This is a genomic window from Gracilibacillus boraciitolerans JCM 21714 (assembly GCF_000521485.1).
Taxonomy (GTDB): domain Bacteria; phylum Bacillota; class Bacilli; order Bacillales; family Amphibacillaceae; genus Gracilibacillus; species Gracilibacillus boraciitolerans.
Genome location: NZ_BAVS01000016.1, coordinates 58,537 through 78,744 on the forward strand (window position 1 = coordinate 58,537; position 20,208 = coordinate 78,744).

A 20,208-nucleotide genomic window follows, 5' to 3' on the forward strand; every position below is an offset into this window, starting at 1 on the left:
TAAATGAAGAGAGTTAGTTTTTTTCAATCTATCCGTTTAAAGATTATCGTCATCCTTTCTTTATTTTTATTGCTTGCAATCCAAGTAATCGGCACGTATTTCGCAGAGCGGTTGGAAACCAGCTATATGATACCCATAAAGAAAACGTCGAGGATAGATTACAAGTGTTAACAGCTAACGTGGAGGAAGCGTTTGGTAAGGAAAGGTCGGAAGATGATGAAGGACCTACCCTCCAAGAAGAGATACGTGATATTACATCGAGGTATTATAGTGATCTTTTTTCTGATCTTAAAGTTATTGATTCGCAATTTCGTGTGCTGGGTTCCAATAGAATTGACATGATTGGGAAGAAGATTTCTGGGAACGGAAGTATTCGAATGGCCATTGTTCACGGGCAGCCAGATGATGAGGTTAGAAGGAATAGCGAAACCACTGATCGTGTATTAGTACGAACGATACCGATTATGGATAATGGGGTACCGGTAGGAGCAATTTATTCTGAAGCGTCAATCGAACAAGTTTATAGCCAGTTAGAGCAAATCAATCGAATTTTCCTTAATGGTACTATTTTAGCAATAATTGTATCAATTATATTAGGTATATTAGTGGCTCGGACCATAACAAAACCAATTACAGAAATGCGAAAACAAGCAATGGGAATGGCGCGAGGCGATTTCTCCAAGAAAGTTAATGTATATGGAACCGATGAAATTGGACAATTAGCGATTACATTTAATGATATGAATGATCGGTTAAAATTAGCCAACCAGACTACAGAGGAAGAGCGCCGAAAATTGAGCTCTGTTCTTTCCAATATGTCTGATGGAGTAATTGCAACAGACGAAGAAGGTAACATAACCTTAATGAACCACCCTGCTACACAATTAATTGGGATGACACTGCATCAAGCAAAGGGACAGCCTATTGTAGAAGTTTTACAGGTGGAAGATAAGGTCATCGATGCAAAGGAATTAGAAGAAGCAGGTTCCTTAACAATTGATTTTAGTGATGAAGAGCAGTTGTTTTTAATTAAGGCTAACTTTTCAATTGTACAGGATGAAGCAGGGAAATTTATGGGATTAATTACTGTAATTAGTGATGTTACCGAACAGGAAAAAGTAGATCGTGAGCGCAAGGAGTTTGTATCAAATGTATCTCATGAATTAAGAACACCTTTAACAACAATGAGAAGCTATTTAGAAGCTTTGACAGAGGGTGGAGCAATGGAAGATAAAGAGTTAGCTCCACAGTTTTTACAAGTGACACAAAATGAAACAGAACGTATGATTCGCTTGGTGAATGACCTGTTACAGTTGTCAAAAATGGATCATAAGGAAAGTACAATGTATAAGGAAAGAATTGATATCATACCTCTTTTTCATCACATTTTAGACCGATTTGATATGAATAAAGCAGCTTTAATTGATTTTGAACGCAAAATTCCTAATGAAGAAATTTTTGTGTGGGTGGATAAAGATAAAATCACACAAGTAATTGATAATATTATGTCTAATGCGATTAAGTACTCTCCAGAGGGTGGAAAAATAACTTTTCAAGTTGCGAAGGAAGTCCATCGACTGCGGATTAGTATTTCTGATCAGGGGGGGCTAGGTATTGCTGTGGAAAAACTTGATAAAATATTTGAACGCTTTTATCGTGTAGATAAGGCAAGGTCAAGAGAACTTGGTGGAACAGGTTTAGGATTAGCTATTTCCAGGGAAATTGTTGTTGCACATCATGGTCAGATTTGGGCTTCTAGTATTGAAGGTCAGGGAACGACCGTTTATTTTACACTACCGTTAGTCAATCGAAAGCGGGGGGGTAGTAGAAAATGAAAATAGAAGTGATGAAAACTGTACTATTGCTATTTTTAGTGTCCCTAAGTCTATTACTGACCTTAGGAATTTGGAACTATCAGGGGGATTATGAGACGTCGGGAAGCGATCAGGCAACATACTCGACGTTAAATGGAACAGAAGCGACTAAGAAAGAATTGATCCAACCTTCACAATTAGTGATACATGAACAAGAAGCATTAATGGGTTTTTCGGATAAGCAAGCAGAATTATCTGTTTTTAATGATATTCTTGAATGGTCTCTTTATGATTTTGAAATGATTCCTGAAAATGAAGAGTTCAAGAAAGATGAAAAGGAAAAAATGATTGAAATTATTTTTCCTGCTTCTATTCCTTCATATCTTATTAAGGAGTTATTTCACACAGATGATAGTATGTTAATTGATAGTCAATTTAACAGGATCTATTTAATAGCAGATAAAAATTTAACGAATCGACAAATTATTTTTGATAACAAGAATCAGGACGGAATCGATATTCGAGCAAGTATTCAAAATATCTCTCAAGTGGCAGAATACTTTGATCGTCTGGGCTTAGTCCACGATTTTACACCTTTATTATCAATCGAAGTAAATAATCAAAATAAATTCTATATCCCAAATCAACCGAATATTAATGGCAAAAAGTTTCGATACCAGACGTTTAATCTTGATTCCACAGATTTCCAGACAGTATTTTTCCCTAAGCCTGCAAATATTGTTAGCTCGCCTAATTTTGATGGGGGGGGCTAGTCTATAGTGATGGGTACAGGGAAATCGTTAAAAAGGGATTTGCTATGGAATTTACTAACTTCACTACTTCTGAAAATCAGCAAGAACAGGAAAATGCAGAGAATAATATCAGTAATCAAGCCGACTTTCTCCTTTCAAATTCGATCGAATATATTAATTCTCATGACGGATGGATAGGTGGAGAGGGGGGGATTGAATATCGATTATATAAGTTGAGTGAAATAGCTAATACGGTAGAATATCGAATGATTTATAACAATTATCCGGTATTTTCTTCCCACGGATTAGCATCAATCTCTGTCACCTACCAAAACCAGGAAGAATACATGTATAATCGACCGATAATGGAATTAACGACATCCTATGATCGAGCATCAACGAATTTACTAACAGGTACTCAATTAAAAAAATATTTAGAACAAAGTGACACGATTGCTTTAAAAGATATTTTGGATATACAACTCGGATATCGGATCCAGCAGGATGGGCAAATTTTCGATTTAATTCCGACCTGGTATATTGAAACTTATTCAGGTTGGCAATATGTCTCAAGTAATGTGACATCTAATAATCAAGGAGGGAATCCAAATGCAATGGGGGGGCAAATTAAAACACTTTTCATTCTTTGCTTTCTTGTCCTTGATGTTTTTTTGTTACATCATTTTATAAACAATTCACCGGATGAATATAAATTGACAGACGATATGCCCAGAGAAGAAAATGTTAAAAATAATGTCAATGGATTGGATAATATTCCAATAGAAACACCATCGGAACAAGCAATGCTATATGCACAACGCAAAGAACTAACCGAGTCAGATTTAGAGAAAATAGTGTCCCTTCCCAACCAAAACAGCCTGATTATTGATGATCATCTGATATTATCAGGCCTAAAAACGCCAGTTGCGATGAATGTTGAAGAACGGCCAGAAGCGCTCAGTGAATTAATTTGGAGTCTGGATAGCTATGATTATTTTGGAGAAGACGAACAATCCAATACTCATATCTTTTTCCAACGCATTGATCAACCGGTTTATTTCAATTTGAGTGGTGTGTTGCTAATTCATGAAAACGAAAAAAACGAAAGTCACACATTATGTGCAAACAGAATTAGAAAAGGTGGAGGAGTCAGCCATTCCAGAAGAGATTAATAAAGATCCCGTAGAGATATCGAAACCATTTGATGCTTTATTGGGACTGTATTTTAGTGAGGGGGAATATTGTCTCAGGAGATGAAATTACGGAACAGGTCACATTGGGTTATCATAACTTATTGCCATTACCTAATGGTGTTCAGGTGTTAGCGCCAACCTGGGAATTTGAAGTGAATAATAATGAATTTTTCTATGTGAATGCAATTGAAGGTCATTATGCAAAAAGAGAAATGGCAAGCTTTATTGAAGAAATGAAATTACTAATTGAAGAGTATTTTGCAGTATATAGCACTGCACAGATAGAGGCAACTAATGAAGAATGGCAAGAGCAGGATGTTGAAAATTTTGTTCAGCAATTACTAGAAAAATTTGAACAAAAAGATGGAGTGGAATAAGTAATGACGTTACATTTTAGTGTATTAGCATCCGGTAGTTCGGGAAATGCTTTCTATATAGGAACAGAAAAGGAAAAAATATTAGTCGATGCTGGATTAAGTGGAAAACAAATGACACGATTATTATCCGAAATTAATATCGATCCAGCTAGCATATCCAAAATATTAGTCACCCATGAACATAGTGATCATGTTAAAGGTCTTGGCATTCTTGCCAGAAAGTATAATTTACCAATCTACGCCAATGAAAAAACGTGGAAAGCAATGGAACATCTAATTGGAAAGATTGAGCTTGATCAAAAATTTGTTTTCAATATGGAAGAAACAAAGACCTTTGGAGACATTGATGTAGAATCCTTTGCAGTTTCACATGATGCTGCAGAACCCATGTTTTATACCTTTCATCATGATGGAAAAAAGTCGCTCTCGTAACAGATTTAGGATATGTTTCAGAAAGAATAAAGAAAACGGTCCAAGGTTCAAATGCACTTATATTTGAAGCAAATCATGATGTGGAAATGTTGAGAATGTGTCGCTATCCATGGAGTGTTAAAAGACGAATTCTAGGAGATAGTGGTCATGTTTCCAACGATGATTGCGCGCTGGCATTAAAAGATATTATAGAAAATGAAACAAAACGTATTTATTTAGCACATTTAAGCAAAGATAATAATATGAAGGAATTAGCGAAAATGTCAGTTGAAAATGGATTAACGGATTACGGCTTTCCGGTTGGTAAACAGTTAACCATACATGATACAGATGCAAAAACACCAACCCCTCTCTATGAAGTAGTCTAATCCTTCGTATCAAACGGATAAAATTTCACGTTTCTAACAAATAAGGCAGGTGAAATAAGGTAATGGGTTATTATGATGATCACTCGATGTCCCGAAGCAAGCCAAAAAAAAGTAATTGGCTTATGCCTTTTATAATAGGTATTGTGTTAGGAGCTTTTTTGTTTGCTGTTTTATTGCCTTCTTTAGTCAATAATCAGCTTCTTCCATATCAAATTGTTATAGGTGGTAAGGCGGATCCAGAACAACCGTTACAAAGTGATGAAGAAGACAATCTTTCCATGCCATCTGGTGTGAGAAATGTACAGGTCGATATTTCCACTAGGATTTCTGAGATTGTTACAGATGTTTCACCTGCTGTGGTGGGAGTTACCAATATCCAAACTCAGACCGATTTCTGGCAACAGGAAGAGTCGGGAGAAGAAGGTACAGGATCTGGGGGGGTAATTTATAAAATTGATGGGAATCGAGCCTTTATCGTCACCAATCATCATGTTATTCAGGGGGGGGCAGATCAAGTAGAGATTGTACTTTCAGATGAAACAAAGGTAGAAGCGACTCTCGTCGGTAGTGATCTCTATACGGATTTAGCTGTGATTGAAATGGATGCAAATTATGCAAGCAAGGTAATCGAATTAGGCAATTCTACAGACGTTCTTGTAGGTGAACCAGCGATCGCCATTGGTAATCCATTAGGCATGCATCTGTCAGGTTCTGTGACCCAAGGAATAATCAGTGGGAAACAAAGAGCCATTCCTCAAGACTTTAATATGGATGGAAGAGCGGATTGGCAGGCAGAGGTTATCCAAACAGATGCAGCTATCAATCCAGGTAATAGTGGAGGAGCCTTATTAAATATGGAAGGGCAGCTGATTGGGATTAATTCGATGAAAATTGCCCAGTCAGCGGTCGAAGGTATCGGTTTTGCCATACCAATTGACGATGTGATACCGATTATTGAAGAACTTGAACGAAATGGAGAAATCACGCGTGCTTATTTAGGAATTGAAGCATATTCATTAAACGATATTGCAAAAGTAGAGTGGGATCGAAGTTTACATCTTCCTGATAGTGTAGAGGGTGGTATTTATATACGGAGTGTTGAACCGATGTCTCCTGCAGATAAAGGTGGGCTAAAGGATTACGATGTTATTGTAAAACTCGATGATCAGCCGATTGAAAACATTGTAGACTTAAGAAAACACTTGTATTCTGAAAAAAAGTTGGTGAAGATTTAACGATAACCTATTATCGTGATGGCGAAGAACTGCAGACAACAGTTGGATTATCAACATTACCGAATTAAGTAAAAAGAGGTGTGGATAATATTTTAACAAGCAGTTATCCACACCTTTATGCACTTATTCACATCTTGTGGATACAAAAATAGACAAATAACTACATATGGTGTAGAACATTAATTCCTATACGATATATACAAAAAATTGTGAGTATGTGCATAACTTTGTGGATAACTTCGTTTTATAGCAAAAAGAAAGCGAAAAACCGTATAATTCTCTGCATTATAAACAAAATTGTGGATAAAATTTTAGTTAAAAATTGTTTCTTAATATGGAAGTTAGTATCTTTTAGTGAGACTTAGTAATGATAAGGGGGGGAGTCAGGTTATGTACAAGGAACCAATTTTCTTGCAACCAATTTTTCAGGAACGTATATGGGGGGGTGGACAAAAGTTACATACAGAATTTCATTATACGATTCCATATGAGTGCACAGGGGGGGAGGCCTGGGCAATTTCGGCACATGAAAATGGGCCAAGCAAAATCGTTAATGGTGAATTAAAAGGCAAAACACTTTTGGATGCATGGAAGGATCATGGCGAGTTATTTAATAAATCTGTGGATAACACAGAAGCTTATCCACTGTTAATCAAAATATTGGATGCTAATGATAAATTATCGGTACAAGTACATCCTAATGATCATTATGCCAGAGAAGTAGCAAACGAAGATTATGGTAAGACGGAATGCTGGTATGTATTGAGTGCAGAAGAAAATGCAGAATTAATCATTGGTCATCATGCACAATCGAGAGATGAATTAGAAGCAATGATTGACCAAGGTAAATGGGATGAGTTATTAAGATACGTGAAGGTAAAAACAGGCGACTTCGTTTATGTTCCAAGTGGAACGCTTCATGCGATTGGAAGCGGGATTGTAATACTTGAAACACAGCAAAGCTCAGACATAACCTATCGAGTATATGATTATGATCGTACAGACACGGAGGGAAATACTAGAGAATTGCATTTGCAGCAGGCAAAAGAGGTCATCACTGTTCCACATGGAACACCAGAATTAACACAAACTGTCGAGAAAAAACAAGGCTTAACGGCGAAAAAATTAGTTAAAGAAGAATACTTCACGGTTTACCATTGGGAGTTAGATGGATCGGTTGAATTAACGAGAGCAGCTGACTTCTTGCAGGTGAGTATGGTAGAGGGCGAAGCATCTATTACCGTCAACAACCAAAGCTTTCATATTAAAAAAGGAGATCACTTCATTCTTCCTGCTACTATTCAAGATTATCAGTTAGAGGGCCATGGAGAATTTGTTGTTTCTCATACGTCTTAAAGAAAAGGAATTCCAACTATTTGGGATTCCTTTTAACTTTAACTTTTCTGCATGATAATGGAACTTTTTCCGTTGGATATGGCCTAAAATGTTAACTTTATTAAGTTACTGTAAATGTTTAACAGCAGATATTCCTATTCTATATGACTTTATGTAAAATGATCATGGGTCAATAGAAGGGGGATAAATTGGTGATAAAGAAAAAAAGATCATTAAAGGTAAGAATATTTCTTAGCTTTCTCGTTTTTTTAGTGCTTTTTTTACTAAGCAGTACATGGAATTTCTTTAACTTCCAATCAATAGCAGAGAGTAACCGAGCAATAGATAAAGAGCATCTGCCAATGATTCAAACAGCAACAGGCAGTTATAAGCAAATGTATGAGGTAAACAACAAACTGCAGCAGATAGCAGGTACAACAATGGCTGTAACCATCAATACTTTAACTTCTGAGATTGAAAACCATCATAACAAATTAGATGCTAACTTAGACGAGATGGAATCCTACATTAGCACCATTCAAGCTGAAGAAATCATGGCTGCCTATCAGGCCTATATCCATGCATGGAATCAATATCAACAGGTAGGAGAGAATGTTATCACCGCAGCAGAAGAGAAACAGACTGCTGTAGCACAAGATGAATTATACAAAAGCATAGCCTTTTTTGAACGATCTACTCAAGAAATGGCAGGATTGCAGGAGCAATTAAGTACATATATTACGGAGCAAACAATGAATTCTGTAACAAGAAGTGAAACAGCCATGCAATCAAGTATTGTGATAAGTATCATTGCGGTTATATTGGCCATTATATTAAGCTGGTTAACACAGAATTACATTCGTAAACCAATTATTAAGGTTGCCAATTATTTGGATCAAATGGCTGGCAGAGACTTAGCTATGTCGCCTTTAAGCTACAATAGTCAGGATGAAATAGGTCAGCTAACTAAAAGTATGAATCACTTAAGAAGCTCCATTCAATCCATTTTTACAACAGTTTATCAGCATAGTGAAGAATCTGCACTTACCACAAACCTGTTATCCAACCAAATGGGAGAGACGGTAAAAGGAATAGAAGATGTTTCAACGTCTATTACGGAAATTGCAGGCACAGTCTCAGTCCCAACTAAAAGGAATAGAAGAGTCTTCTAACTTTTGCAAAAGGTAGATCACATGGTAGAAGAAGTAAAGCAGCATGCTGAGGCAATGAACATATCTAGTGAAGAAGCAAACCAACGGGCGACACAAGGCATGATTGAAATGAAGGAAGTACAAACAAAAACGGTAGAAATGAAAGAGAGTATGAATGAGTCTGTAAAAGAAATGAATTATTTAGAGAAGAAAATGGAGAAAATGGACCAAATAGTTCAATCGATTAATAGAATAGCAGGACAGACAAATCTACTCGCCTTAAATGCACAGGTGGAAGCAGCAAGAGCCGGATCTGCCGGTAAGGGATTTTCCGTTGTAGCGGATGAAGTGCGACAATTAGCTGATCAATCAAAAGAAGCTGCAAATGAAATCAGTGAAATGATTCGTAATGTACAAATGCAAAAATCAAAAGTAATCGAACAGATCAATAATACAATGGAACACACAAGTGAAACAAATGACTACCTTTTCCGTTCGCAGGATCATTTTTATTATATGGATGAGGTTACTTCTAAAGTCAGTGAACGTAACGGAGCTATCATACCATTGATGGATAATGTGAATAGTCGCATAAAGGAAATATTGCAATTTATCATGGAAATAAAAAACACAACCGTAAACTATGTATCGAATGCAGAATCTGTTGCGGCAATCTCGCAAGAAATGAATGCAATGGTGGAGGAGGTTGATCAAGGGTTGCGTCAGGTCTATGCCTCGAGTGATCAATTACATCAAAAAGTATCTGAGTACAAAATCTAGTAAGTAAAGAAAACAAAAGCCCAAGCAGTTGGGCTTTTGTTTATAGGAGAATATCATTAATAGCGTCTAATTCTTTATGAGTGAAAGAAGAATGGTTAAGTGCCTTTACATTCTCTTCAATCTGACTGACACGGCTGGCACCTATTAAAGCAGATATCACAGATTTCTGTTGTAATACCCATACTAATGCCATTTGGGCTAAAGTCTGCCCACGTTCTAAGGCAATCTCATTTAAACTTTTAATTTTTTGCAATTTATCCGAGGAAATATCACGTTCATTTAAGAAAGGTATGAATTCCTTCGCAGCCCGGGAGTCTTTAGGAATTCCGTTTAAGTATTTACTGGTCAACAGACCTTGGGCTAATGGAACATAGGCAATACAGCCGATACCGTTTTCTTCGAGAATATCTGTTAAGCCATTTTCTATTGTACGATCCAACATGGAATAGGCTGCTTGGTGAATAATAAAAGGTGTGTGCTGTTCTTTCAGAATTTTTATAGCCTGCTGTGTTTGCTCAGCATTATAATTGGAGATACCGACATAGAGTGCTTTTCCTTGTCGGACGATTTGAGCAAGTGCGGACATTGTTTCTTCAAGAGGTGTCTCTGGATCTGGACGATGGTGGTAGAAAATATCGACATAGTCAAGATTCATCCGTTGCAGACTTTGATCAAGACTTGAGATTAAATATTTCCGTGATCCCCAATCTCCATATGGCCCGTCCCACATTCTATATCCTGCTTTTGTGGAAATAATCATTCATCACGATAGTTTGAAAAATCTTCCTTAGAATGCGCCCAAAGTTTTGTTCAGCAGCTCCCGCAGGTGGACCATAGTTATTGGCAAGGTCAAAATGGGTGATACCTAAATCAAAGGCTTTCATGAGCATTCTTCGCTGATTTTCGAGGGTGTCTTCCCCACCGAAATTGTTCCACAAACCAAATGAAATAGCAGGAAGCTTAATCCCTGAGTTCCCACAACGGTTATACGGCATTTCATGATAACGCTTAGTCTTCGCTATAAACGTCAATTAACATTCCTCCCTATATATTTTTTTAATAACCTACTTCTACAGCTGCATTGACAATATACATCAGATCATTTTTATCTTCTTTATCTTCTAAAATAATCCCAGATGTTGTTGCCATGCCACCATCGATCACTTCTACCGTTACTGTTCCATACGGAATTTCCTGTTTGACAAGTTCTATATCGACTTGCTCCTTATCGATAGGGACAGCAAGCCTTACATTAACTCTCATGTTGTGAAGATCCTTTTCTGGTAAATACTCTCTGATACCAGGCATGGAATTGTAGTGAATAGCATTTTCGACAGCACGAAGGCAGGCTTTGGTTACATTTTGTCCGTGTACATCGATGCCAGTTCCTGTTTCAATAAAGATGATTCGTTCCATATTATCGCCTCCAAAGAAAGTAGTTGATTCTCAAAAAAGAGTTATTCCTACTTCTAAGGTTAAGTTATAATGGAAATAAAATCAATATTGAACAAGTTATGTTTGTATATAAGGTTTGGTAGAATGATAGAAATAGAAGCTTGTGGAAGGGTGATGAAATTTTGAAAATAACAATCATAGCGGTCGGCAAATTAAAGGAGAAATATTTAAAATTGGGTATACAAGAGTATATGAAAAGATTAGGCGCTTATGCCAATATGGAAATAATAGAAGTTCCTGATGAGAAGGCACCAGAGAATATGAGTGAAGCGGAACAAGAGGAAGTGAAACGAAAAGAGGGCGAAAGAATATTGTCGAAAATTTCCCCCCCAGATGCTTTCGTTATTTCCCTGGAAATAATGGGGCAAATAATCACTTCTGAGAAATTTGCCGAAAAGATCGAACAATTAATGATTTATGGCAAGAGTAAGATCGTCTTTGTCATTGGTGGATCATTGGGATTGAGTAATGAAGTGAGTGATCGCAGTGATTATGCGTTATCATTTTCTAAGATGACATTTCCTCATCAGTTAATGCGGTTGGTTTTGTTGGAACAAATTTATCGGGGTTTTCGGATAATGAAGGGGGGAACCGTATCATAAATAAGGGTAAAAGGTTAAGGGAAGCAAGTGCCTCCCTATACATATCTTCCTTAGATATTTGGCTGATTATGGAGTGATCAATCGGTGCAATGCAGTTGATGTGATCCATACTATTTAGCAGGACACTTGCACTGCCTTGTAACGCTTCAATGGTAAAGTCAAACATCAGATTAATTTGTGTAATTTGTCTCCCTTCCTTGAAGGATACTCTTTCCTTGGTTATTTGGATATCCTTAACAAAAAGAGCGAGCAGTTCTTTTTTCTCTGCAGCGTCTGCTCGCTCTAATATCGAGTCAAGGTTCTTTAGAAGCTGTTTGAGTGCGTCTGCATCGACAGGGTCTTTGCTGACATTTAGAAGCTGTTTTTTGACATGTTCAATACGTTCTTCTATGTTAAGGAGGAAATCCTTCTGTTCCTTCATTTTCTTTTTGTAAATGTCTCGTAGTTCTGGATCATCCATTAGTAGAGAGACGAGATTATCCAGTTGCTTTTCTGTCTTTTGCTTACTTGATAAAAGTCGATTTAATTCTTCTTGAAGCGGACGTTCAGCATCAGAACGTTCTTGATTCATTTTTTCAACTAACCGTTCAATGAAATAAGGGAGAGTTACGACACGGTTCAGCTCGTCAAGGACATATTTTTCTGTCTTATCTGCATTAATGGAGTGAGCTTGGCAAACCGTCCGTCCTTTATTTTTATATTGACCACATTGATACATTCGGTAGACCTTCCCATTTTCACCTTTTGACTTTGCAGCAACCATTCCATATCCGCAGCTTGGGCATCTAAGCAGTCTACCTAAGAAGTATGGTTTAGCAGATTGTGCGGGTCTGCGTGAGCGTTTTTGTAATTTCTCCTGAACTTGATTCCATTGGGTGACTTCTATAATAGGGGGGGTATGTGTACCATCTACTAGTATAGGGCTAGTATTTTTTCCTTGTCGTCTTTTCTCTGACCAATTTTCATGCTGATTAAAACGAATCTTCCAATATACATTGGGTTGTTTAGAATTGTTTTAATAGAAATTGTAGAGAACTCCTTATTCTTCTTAGTCTTTATACCACGTTTATTTAAATCATAAGCTATCTTCTTAAACCCATATCCTTTGTCTGCTAGGTTAAAGATATCCTGTACTATTGCAGCTTCGTCCTCATTGACCACAAGCTCTTTATCAACAACATTGTATCCAAATACAATGCCTCCGTTCCACTTACCTTGCTTCGCTCGTTGATTCATGCCCATTTTGACACGATCAATTATAGTGGATCGTTCCATTTCGGATATTGAGCTAAGTACGGTATAGAACATTTTCCCTCCAGGAGTAGATGTATCAATACTTTCGGAGTAACTCATAAGCTGAACGTTATGACGTTCTAATGTCTCAATGATCTCAAGAGAATCCCTTGTTTTACGAGCAAGTCGGTCAAGTTTGTAAGTAATCACTGCATCAAACTTGGTGTCTTTAGCATCTCTTAATAGTCTTAGCATTTGTGGTCTGCCCTCAATACTTTTTCCACTGCGACCTTCGTCAATATACTCATCGATAATTTGTATATTACGGTGCTTCGCATAATCTCGAAGCAGTTGTTTCTGTGCTTCAATACTGTATCCTTCAGAGGCTTGTTCCTCTGTACTTACACGTGCGTAAATTACACCTGTTAACATGTAAATCCTCCTTTAAATAGAAAAGACACTTATGCCTCTTCCTTTTTAGTTTCTTTTTCAACAGACTTTACGAGTACTGAGACAAACTGATTTATAAATGCATCCCGTTTTTGTTCTTCCTGTTCAAGTGTTTCAACCAGGTTATGTATCTGTATATCTTTCATTGACTTTCTCCTTTATTACGAGCTTTATTCGCTATTTTTCATCTGACAGTAAAGAGAGTAGTTCCTCAGCTGATAGAGATTTCCCAATGCGATCTAATAAGTCACTTGCTTCAACAAATGGATGTAAAGCTTTTTCCTCATTAAAAGATTCATTTTTTAACATAGATGTCTCGAATATAAGTCGAGATGTAAGATGAAATATATCATTATGTGAAATATCTTCTTTTAAACGAACATGAAGCAAAGGAGTAACAGATTGCTTATCATAGCATTGGTACAGTAAAAGGCCTTTTGAGTCATTAAAAGAAAAGTAATCCTCTACGTCATCCTCATGACTTTGATCCTTATCATTTTCCGTATCATCATCTTCCAAGAAAAAATCTTCATCATCTATATAAGTAACATCAGGTTTACCAATAGAAAATAAGTTCTCTTCTCCTTGATAGAATTCATCGGTAACTGAATCAAGTGGTACTCTATACTCCCTAGTTAGCTTGTGGACTAGAAGAAAGGAAGGGTTTTTAGAATCACCTCTTTCAATTGCTGAGATAGACTGAGGAGTAACTCCAAGACGAGATCCAAGAGAAGTTATTGTGTAATCAGATCCCTTATATTGCACCATATGTTGTCTAAAAAAACGAAGTCTACCACCTAAATTAGAGTCCTTTAAGTATTGAAAATCGTATGAACTAATATAAATTCCTGACATGCTGATACCTCCTATATGATTATTCCTTGCTTCTAGGATAGCATTGTAGTAATATAAATGCAAATATAATTTAATATTATCCATTATATTTTAAATGAGGAGGGGTAGTATGAGTATTCAGCTATCTAAAAATACATTTTTTGTCGATCGTACAGTCTTCGGTAATACATTTCCTGAATTAAAAGGTGACCGACTAAGGATCTATCTGCTCATGTACAGAGTAGTTGGAACAAACCCCAATGGATCCTTCTTTATGAGCTTAGATTCAACTGCTAAGGAAGTTAACATCTCTATGAAACTCACTAGAAATGCCATTGAGTGGCTTTGTAGGAATTTCTTTATTAAAAATGTCGGAAGGCGATGCCAGGTTAATGTTTATAAAGTACTGGTTGTCCCCCCCGATTATCACTTGCCTACTGACACGTATTATTCAAACGAGCAGATCCAACGGGATCGGGTTACAATGAAAAACACTCAAAATGGTTACTGTGAGTTACCAATTGAGGTAATGCAAGGATCTATCTTGAGAAATCATACTAAATGGACAGACAGGAGGGTCAAGCTTTTAGGACAACTTTACCTTTATCACTGGATTGATATATACGGTGGTGTTGATCCAGAGGCAGCTCACTTTAAAAACAATACGATGCATATAAGTGAACTTCTCACCTATACATTAGGTTGTCACACAAATGATATTAAGCATATCGTCAAGTGGCTCCAAAGAGAACGTTATTTAACTAGAGTCAAAACAATATATAGAGAAAATCAAAATTCTTGTCATAAAGAATTACAATTTATCGGTGATGCAATAAAGACTAATCAGCAACCCGGTGATGTTCTTGTAGATGTAATTAGACTCACCTGTATCCCTGACTTAAAACTGAATGATGCACAAAACCGGACAGGAGGAAAGATTTCAGTATGAAACATGCAAACCCATTACACCCACCAGAGTTAAAGATAAAAGAAACTCAAGCGGGAATGATTATGCAGTTAATCCACGAGCCCAAAACACTAGAAAGACCTTCTACAAATGATAAATTGATCCAAAATCACTCCATTATGTACTTTCAACAGTTAATAATGAAAAAGGCACGTGCAGCACTTAGAGCAAAATCACTCTCGATCTTCAAAAATGACATTGCAGTAGAAATAGAAATTGTATCTGTCCAGTCTCCTAATTCACTCAAGCTAGAGTTAGTCTTGAAGTCGATCTTCGATGCATTAAATAAAAGCGTAATAACAGATGATCATTTAATATCAAACGCTCAAGTATGGCTATATATTGGTCAGAAGCGCTATCCTAAAACCAAAATTCATGTAAGAGTTGAAGATTTAGGTACTAGGGAAAACTTTCACTTTTCTTGTGAGATACCTGCTATTGAGAAAAGAGAGGCAGTTACATATAACATTGCTTCGACCATGCATCGCCACGCCTCGAGTGCAGCAGATATTAAAATGATCGAGCAAGCTTTTTCTAATCTGCAAACGGGCTCTACCAAACAACATGAAATATGCCATATTCTCTTCCTGACAAGCGATCACAAAAAGGATGTCGATAACATGCTTCTCATGTATATAGATATCTTACGTAAACAAGGCTTTTTGAGTCGTGCTGATAACATCGGGATTGGCATGTACAAAAGACATGTAGACAAGAGTGATGAGCGTGTACATATTAACCTTGTCTCCAAGTGAAATGCGTATAGCAAGAATCTATATGTACCAAGTGATGAAAGAGGATTCTGTACTGTACAATGGGCAAGGAATGACAGAGTGTAGTTTAGATTAAATATGAGATATTGTTTGACGGTAAGTAAAAAAACTTCCAATCCAATGTTACAATTTCGATGTATTACGGATTAATACATAGTAAGACAGTATTTTGAACAACTAGATTTATTTGTATCACAAGGGTTATTTACAAGAAACCCTGTTATATCAATGTTTAGGCATGGATTAATAGTGGAGATTACAGAGAAAAGCGCCATTATCTTTAAAATTAGCCCATTAAGTAAAAAGATAAGAGACAGCAACAATCACTGTCTCTATCTGATATATCTTATATATATCCTTTTTCCTTTAAGGATACATATGACTGGGCACCTACGATGATATGATCTAACACATCAATTCCAAGAATCTTCCCGGCCTCACTTAACCGTTTAGTTACTTCAATATCTTCACGACTAGGATCCGGCTGGCCTGATGGATGATTATGTGCGACGATAGCACTTGCGCAGCTGCGACGAATTAAGTGTTTAAATGTTTCGCGCGGATGTACGATGGATGCATTCAATGATCCAATAAAGACAGTCTCTTTGAAGATGATCTCATTTTTTGTATTTAATCCTAGAACCACAAAATGCTCTTGGCTAAGGTACTTCATTTCGTTAAGGTAATTATAAGCATCTTCAGGTGAGCGAACGGTAAAACGATTTTCAACAGGACATGGATTCATACGAGCGAGCTTTAACGCAGATAAGATTTGTTTAGCTTTTACTTTTCCGATACCATCGATTTGTAGTAACTCCTCCTCTGTAACATCAAGTAATTCCTGAATAGAAGGATACCTAGTGAAGATTTCGTTTACGACATAGCCATCTTCCTTTTCACGAATAGTTGAGGCCAGCAATAATTTAAAAGTAACTTTATCAAATATGTTGTTCATTATATGTTCCTCCAATTAGTTTAGTAGAAATAAAAAAGGAGAGACGAGATCGTCCCTCCAATTGAGTGAATGCTTTTGATGCGATATACTGTTGTTAAGAGTTCTAGTTGTAGATGAGTTCATTGTGGGATGAATTCATCTATTTTTGTGCAATAAAAAAGCCCTCGACTGCAGATGCAATCCACGACTTCATTGATTATATTGTTGTTTCTCCAATTCTTTCATCTCCTTAGAGACATCCTTTAACTGAAGTAAGTCTTGAATGAAATTAGATGTCTGTTTTTTTGTTAGCTTTGTGCTGTGATCGACTTGGTACATCATCTGCATCATCTCTTTTGCAACTTCGGGACGCATATTGAGTTCAGCAACGATGCGGAAAATGGTCTGTAGCTGGTGCTTGGTTGCTAGTTCGTCACCTCCTTTAATTGATGGTTGTTTTGGAAAATCTTCGATGTCTTGTGTGAAGATACCACTAGAACGAGTTGCTGATAATACTGCATCAATCAATGCCCGTTTCTTTGCCATTTTCAAAACGGTGTTGACGATGGTAAATGGATTCTGCTGTTGAAAGGCAGCTTCTTTGCTATTGCATGATCCAAGTCCTTCAGCCTCGATAATGCCATTATCCTTTCGTGTAAGTGTCATCTTTACTTCATAAGCAAAAATACCAGTATCCCATTGTTCGATGCGGTTGACCACGTCAACGGACTTTGAAAACCCAAACACATCACAAAGCTTTTCAGCACCAGGCTTTAACAATGTTGGCTTTGAGAAGCCATCTATTAAACCATAGTCGATACCTTTAACCATTACCTCTTCAATGAATTTTTCTAGCTCCTCAATTCGACGTTTGGACTCTGATGATGATACAACCACGTTTGGTAACGAAGATGTACTGTATTCACTACTAGCAAATGGAACTACATTATTAACGGATGAATGACTCTTTGGCTTCATATGAGTGTTTTCCCCTCCTTTCAATTGATTAAGATCTTTTTTGAATGATAGTAGCCAATCTTGATAAGCCTTCAGATGTTTTATGAATAAGTAATCTGCCGGCATCATGACCGAGTTGGTTTCCTTTGCTAATTGTTTTATTAGAGAGGACTGTTGCAATTGTTATCATAGTGTGTGTTGAGTCATTTAATTTTTCCAGATTGCTAGTTACCTTTAACAACATGTCTTCTCCTTTAGATTCCATCTTCTCAGCAGCATCCTTCAGTGCATTACTAATACGATGATTCGTTTCAACTTGTTTATTAAACTCTGACTGGTAAGCTGACTCAATATCATTTATTGCTGTTTCAATCTTGGATCTAGTTACAAGTAAATGAGCAAGCTTTACATAATCGTTTTCTTCCACTACATTTGCTATTTCATCCGAAATGTCTGCATGTTGGTTTAATAGATTCTGGTGTATTTCCTTTACCTCAATAAGTGATATACTTCGCTCATTAGATGATCCACAATGGTTTTGCTTTACACGTTTCATATTTTTCTCCATAATGATCTTCCTCCTAATAAAGTTTTGATAGTTCCCAATTACTTTTGATTAAAGTAGTGATAGCCTTTTAAAGTTAACTTAAGTAGTAAGCCATCCGATTTACTTCTCTTGGTAAGAATGAGGTAAGATTCCTCAAGTTCTAATAGATTTACATTCTGGATGTCATACTTAACTAGTAACCTTGCTGGAACCCATTTGTTAAGTTCTTTAGCCTTTACTAGGATTTGTACTAATGACTGATTCATCTCATTATCCTCCTTTCATATGCGCTCCTCTCACCACGCAAGTCGTCTCTGTAAAAACAAAAAACCGCTATCTATCCAAGTGGATAAACAACGGTTTATATAAAAGGGGGGGTGGGGGGGCATGAAACGGGTGGGTACCCCCCCTTTATCATATTTAAATGGTGGTACCAAAGAAAAACATGCTCATTTTCCTTCCTTATATGTATTATTTAATTCTATTAAGAGATATTGCTACATATAAATAGGTAATAAAAACCTAAAGGGGGGGACAAGATAATGGTCTACAAAGCAAAAAGAGTATCTGCAGTAGCAAGTCGCACCTATTACACAATATTAATGCCAGATGATGATGGAGATATGGTCTTATGGGATCGGAAAAATAACTGGGGGGGAGGATACCTGTTTACTACCTCTCTGATGGAAGCAAAAAGATTCGCTACAAAAGAGCACGCCTTAAACTTTATTTCAGAGGAGCTAAAAGGGACTGAAACTTCTTCTTATATAGTTATTCCTTTAAAAGTAGAAATTTCTATAGATATGCAATCTAACAATGTTAAGCTTTTATAGCAATTTGCAAAAAAAAACACCTCGATAGGGTGTTTTTTATTCTCACTTGAAGTTATCTCACTAACCACATATCTATAAGAGGTTAAACACTTTATCCAATAATTTCTATATTAATAGACAAATATCGGGTATATCTGACTTCACTATTGAAGGTAGCCTACAAATTATGTAAAATTCATTCTGTTTATCTTCATTTTCATTTAGAATGTAATTAGACTAATAAGCTAAGATATATTTGTACAAAGGAAGGCACTATGCTTAAAAGAGAAGATAGAATGTAAAATTAGGGGGTATTACCTTGTATCAACCGGATCCACAATCAATAACCTTTTCCACGCTAATACACGATATAGACAAAGGGATTATAAAGATACCACAATTTCAACGTGACTTTGTTTGGTCTTTGGAACAGTCTGCTAAGTTAATCGATAGTATCATCAAGGGTTACCCTATTGGAACTTTTATACTTTGGGAATCTCAAGAAAAGTTAAGGTCTGTTAGGAACATTGGCGGAGCTAGTCTTCCCGACACACCTCCTGGATCCATGGTTCAGTACGTCCTAGACGGTCAACAGCGTATGACAAGCTTATATGCTAGCTTAAAAGGATTACAGGTTCAAAGAGATAAGAAATCCGATGACTTTTCAGGTATTTATGTAGATTTAAATGCGAAAGAGGAAGAGACTATTATAATTACAAATATAGAAGGGCGTAATGAAACAGATGTAATTTCATTAAGAGACTTACTGCATGGTGGTATATCAGTCCTTGCTGCATATCCTCCAACAATGTATCAAAAGCTTGAAGAATATAAGAATCGATTAAATACATATCGCTTCTCTACCATTTTACTTAGGCAGGCATCTATTGACGTAGCAACAGAAGTGTTTACACGCTTAAACGTCGGTGGTAAAAGCTTAACGGTATTTGAAATAATGGTGGCAAAAACATATGATGCTGATCAGGGCTTTGACCTTGCAGAGAAATATGAACAGCTAATTGAAAGGTTAGAACATGTTGATTATGAAACAATATCCGATAGTACGGTCTTACAGACAATTTCAATTCTACTTGTTGGAGAGTGTGCTAGGAAGAATATCCTTAAGCTAAATAAGCAATCCTTTTTAGATATATGGGATGAGGCGGTGGATGCTATCGAAAGGGCAGTTGATTACTTTAGAGATTAC

The 20,208-nt window shown here is 36.7% G+C and carries 18 protein-coding genes and 6 pseudogenes; 14 read left to right on the forward strand and 10 right to left on the reverse strand.

From position 1 onward, the window contains the following. The first annotated feature begins 3 nt into the window (after nt 1-3). From walK to JCM21714_RS11075, 9 genes and pseudogenes are all read left to right on the forward strand, one after another. Nucleotides 4-1,835 (forward strand): annotated as a pseudogene (gene walK, locus JCM21714_RS11040) (cell wall metabolism sensor histidine kinase WalK). Further along, entirely contained in the window at nt 1,832-2,587 is a 756-nt protein-coding gene (yycH, locus tag JCM21714_RS23020) for a two-component system activity regulator YycH (protein ID WP_035724331.1), read from the forward strand. The pseudogene walK and the gene yycH overlap by 4 nt, the downstream one beginning before the upstream one ends. 44 nt (nt 2,588-2,631) lie before the next feature. Further along, nucleotides 2,632-3,738: a two-component system activity regulator YycH gene (locus JCM21714_RS23025; protein WP_052000523.1), complete on the forward strand. Its 1,107-nt coding sequence runs from the start codon at nt 2,632-2,634 to the stop codon at nt 3,736-3,738. Nucleotides 3,739-3,794: 56 nt separating this feature from the next. Further along, entirely contained in the window at nt 3,795-4,136 is a 342-nt protein-coding gene (locus JCM21714_RS18375) for a hypothetical protein (RefSeq protein WP_052000524.1), read from the forward strand. 3 nt (nt 4,137-4,139) lie between these two features. Next, a pseudogene (locus JCM21714_RS11055) lies at nt 4,140-4,936 on the forward strand (MBL fold metallo-hydrolase). A 62-nt stretch (nt 4,937-4,998) separates the two neighbouring features. Then, nucleotides 4,999-6,239 (forward strand): annotated as a pseudogene (locus JCM21714_RS11060) (S1C family serine protease). A 322-nt stretch (nt 6,240-6,561) separates the two neighbouring features. Then, on the forward strand, nt 6,562-7,527 hold the full coding sequence (manA, locus tag JCM21714_RS11065; protein WP_035724335.1) for a mannose-6-phosphate isomerase, class I: 966 nt from the start codon (nt 6,562-6,564) through the stop codon (nt 7,525-7,527). 191 nt (nt 7,528-7,718) lie between these two features. Further along, a complete protein-coding gene (locus JCM21714_RS11070; RefSeq protein ID WP_035724338.1) occupies nt 7,719-8,678 on the forward strand; it encodes an MCP four helix bundle domain-containing protein in 960 nt (319 codons plus the stop codon). Nucleotides 8,679-8,681: 3 nt separating this feature from the next. Next, the gene (locus JCM21714_RS11075) at nt 8,682-9,437 is read left to right on the forward strand and encodes a methyl-accepting chemotaxis protein (protein WP_148295010.1); all 756 of its coding nucleotides are present in this window, start codon (nt 8,682-8,684) and stop codon (nt 9,435-9,437) included. Nucleotides 9,438-9,477: 40 nt separating this feature from the next. Here the strand turns inward: JCM21714_RS11075 and mgrA are convergent. Both mgrA and JCM21714_RS11085 read right to left on the reverse strand, forming a co-directional pair. After that, nucleotides 9,478-10,468 (reverse strand): annotated as a pseudogene (gene mgrA, locus JCM21714_RS11080) (L-glyceraldehyde 3-phosphate reductase). 25 nt (nt 10,469-10,493) lie between these two features. Beyond that, nucleotides 10,494-10,853 carry a Lin0512 family protein gene (locus tag JCM21714_RS11085; protein WP_035724346.1) on the reverse strand — a complete coding sequence of 120 codons (360 nt, stop codon included), beginning with the start codon at nt 10,851-10,853 and terminating at the stop codon, nt 10,494-10,496. Nucleotides 10,854-11,014: 161 nt separating this feature from the next. On the opposite strand from JCM21714_RS11085, the pseudogene rlmH reads away from it, so the two are divergent. Then, a pseudogene (gene rlmH / locus JCM21714_RS19280) lies at nt 11,015-11,498 on the forward strand (23S rRNA (pseudouridine(1915)-N(3))-methyltransferase RlmH). 624 nt (nt 11,499-12,122) lie between these two features. Here the strand turns inward: rlmH and JCM21714_RS24105 are convergent. The 4 genes and pseudogenes from JCM21714_RS24105 to JCM21714_RS11100 form a co-directional block, all read right to left on the reverse strand. After that, nucleotides 12,123-12,476 (reverse strand): annotated as a pseudogene (locus JCM21714_RS24105) (recombinase zinc ribbon domain-containing protein); the annotation flags it as partial. Beyond that, nucleotides 12,407-13,159, reverse strand: coding sequence for a recombinase family protein (locus JCM21714_RS11095; protein ID WP_052000526.1), 753 nt, complete (start codon nt 13,157-13,159; stop codon nt 12,407-12,409). The gene JCM21714_RS11095 and the pseudogene JCM21714_RS24105, both read right to left, overlap by 70 nt. A 29-nt stretch (nt 13,160-13,188) precedes the next feature. Beyond that, nucleotides 13,189-13,323, reverse strand: coding sequence for a hypothetical protein (locus JCM21714_RS23035; RefSeq protein WP_263597238.1), 135 nt, complete (start codon nt 13,321-13,323; stop codon nt 13,189-13,191). 31 nt (nt 13,324-13,354) lie between these two features. Further along, entirely contained in the window at nt 13,355-14,032 is a 678-nt protein-coding gene (locus tag JCM21714_RS11100) for a helix-turn-helix domain-containing protein (protein ID WP_035724352.1), read from the reverse strand. 109 nt (nt 14,033-14,141) lie between these two features. Between JCM21714_RS11100 and JCM21714_RS11105 the strand changes: the two genes are divergently transcribed. Both JCM21714_RS11105 and JCM21714_RS11110 read left to right on the forward strand, forming a co-directional pair. Next, entirely contained in the window at nt 14,142-14,960 is an 819-nt protein-coding gene (locus JCM21714_RS11105; protein WP_035724355.1) for a hypothetical protein, read from the forward strand. Further along, nucleotides 14,957-15,733, forward strand: coding sequence for a RusA family crossover junction endodeoxyribonuclease (locus JCM21714_RS11110; RefSeq protein WP_035724359.1), 777 nt, complete (start codon nt 14,957-14,959; stop codon nt 15,731-15,733). Before JCM21714_RS11105 ends, JCM21714_RS11110 begins: the two co-directional genes overlap by 4 nt. Nucleotides 15,734-16,097: 364 nt before the next feature. On the opposite strand, the gene radC is transcribed toward JCM21714_RS11110, so the two are convergent. The 4 genes from radC to JCM21714_RS11130 form a co-directional block, all read right to left on the reverse strand. Further along, a complete protein-coding gene (gene radC / locus JCM21714_RS11115; protein WP_148295011.1) occupies nt 16,098-16,706 on the reverse strand; it encodes a RadC family protein in 609 nt (202 codons plus the stop codon). A gap of 189 nt (nt 16,707-16,895) precedes the next feature. Further along, nucleotides 16,896-17,663, reverse strand: coding sequence for a hypothetical protein (locus tag JCM21714_RS18385; RefSeq protein ID WP_052000528.1), 768 nt, complete (start codon nt 17,661-17,663; stop codon nt 16,896-16,898). Between the two features lie 28 nt (nt 17,664-17,691). Continuing rightward, nucleotides 17,692-18,210, reverse strand: coding sequence for a hypothetical protein (locus JCM21714_RS11125; protein ID WP_035724365.1), 519 nt, complete (start codon nt 18,208-18,210; stop codon nt 17,692-17,694). Between the two features lie 38 nt (nt 18,211-18,248). Next, nucleotides 18,249-18,455, reverse strand: coding sequence for a hypothetical protein (locus JCM21714_RS11130; protein ID WP_035724368.1), 207 nt, complete (start codon nt 18,453-18,455; stop codon nt 18,249-18,251). Nucleotides 18,456-18,731: 276 nt separating this feature from the next. On the opposite strand from JCM21714_RS11130, the gene JCM21714_RS11135 reads away from it, so the two are divergent. Then, nucleotides 18,732-19,022, forward strand: coding sequence for a hypothetical protein (locus JCM21714_RS11135; RefSeq protein ID WP_035724370.1), 291 nt, complete (start codon nt 18,732-18,734; stop codon nt 19,020-19,022). Between the two features lie 298 nt (nt 19,023-19,320). Further along, nucleotides 19,321-20,208, forward strand: an 888-nt coding sequence (locus tag JCM21714_RS11140) for a DUF262 domain-containing protein (protein ID WP_035724373.1), incomplete at its 3' end; no start/stop codon positions are given.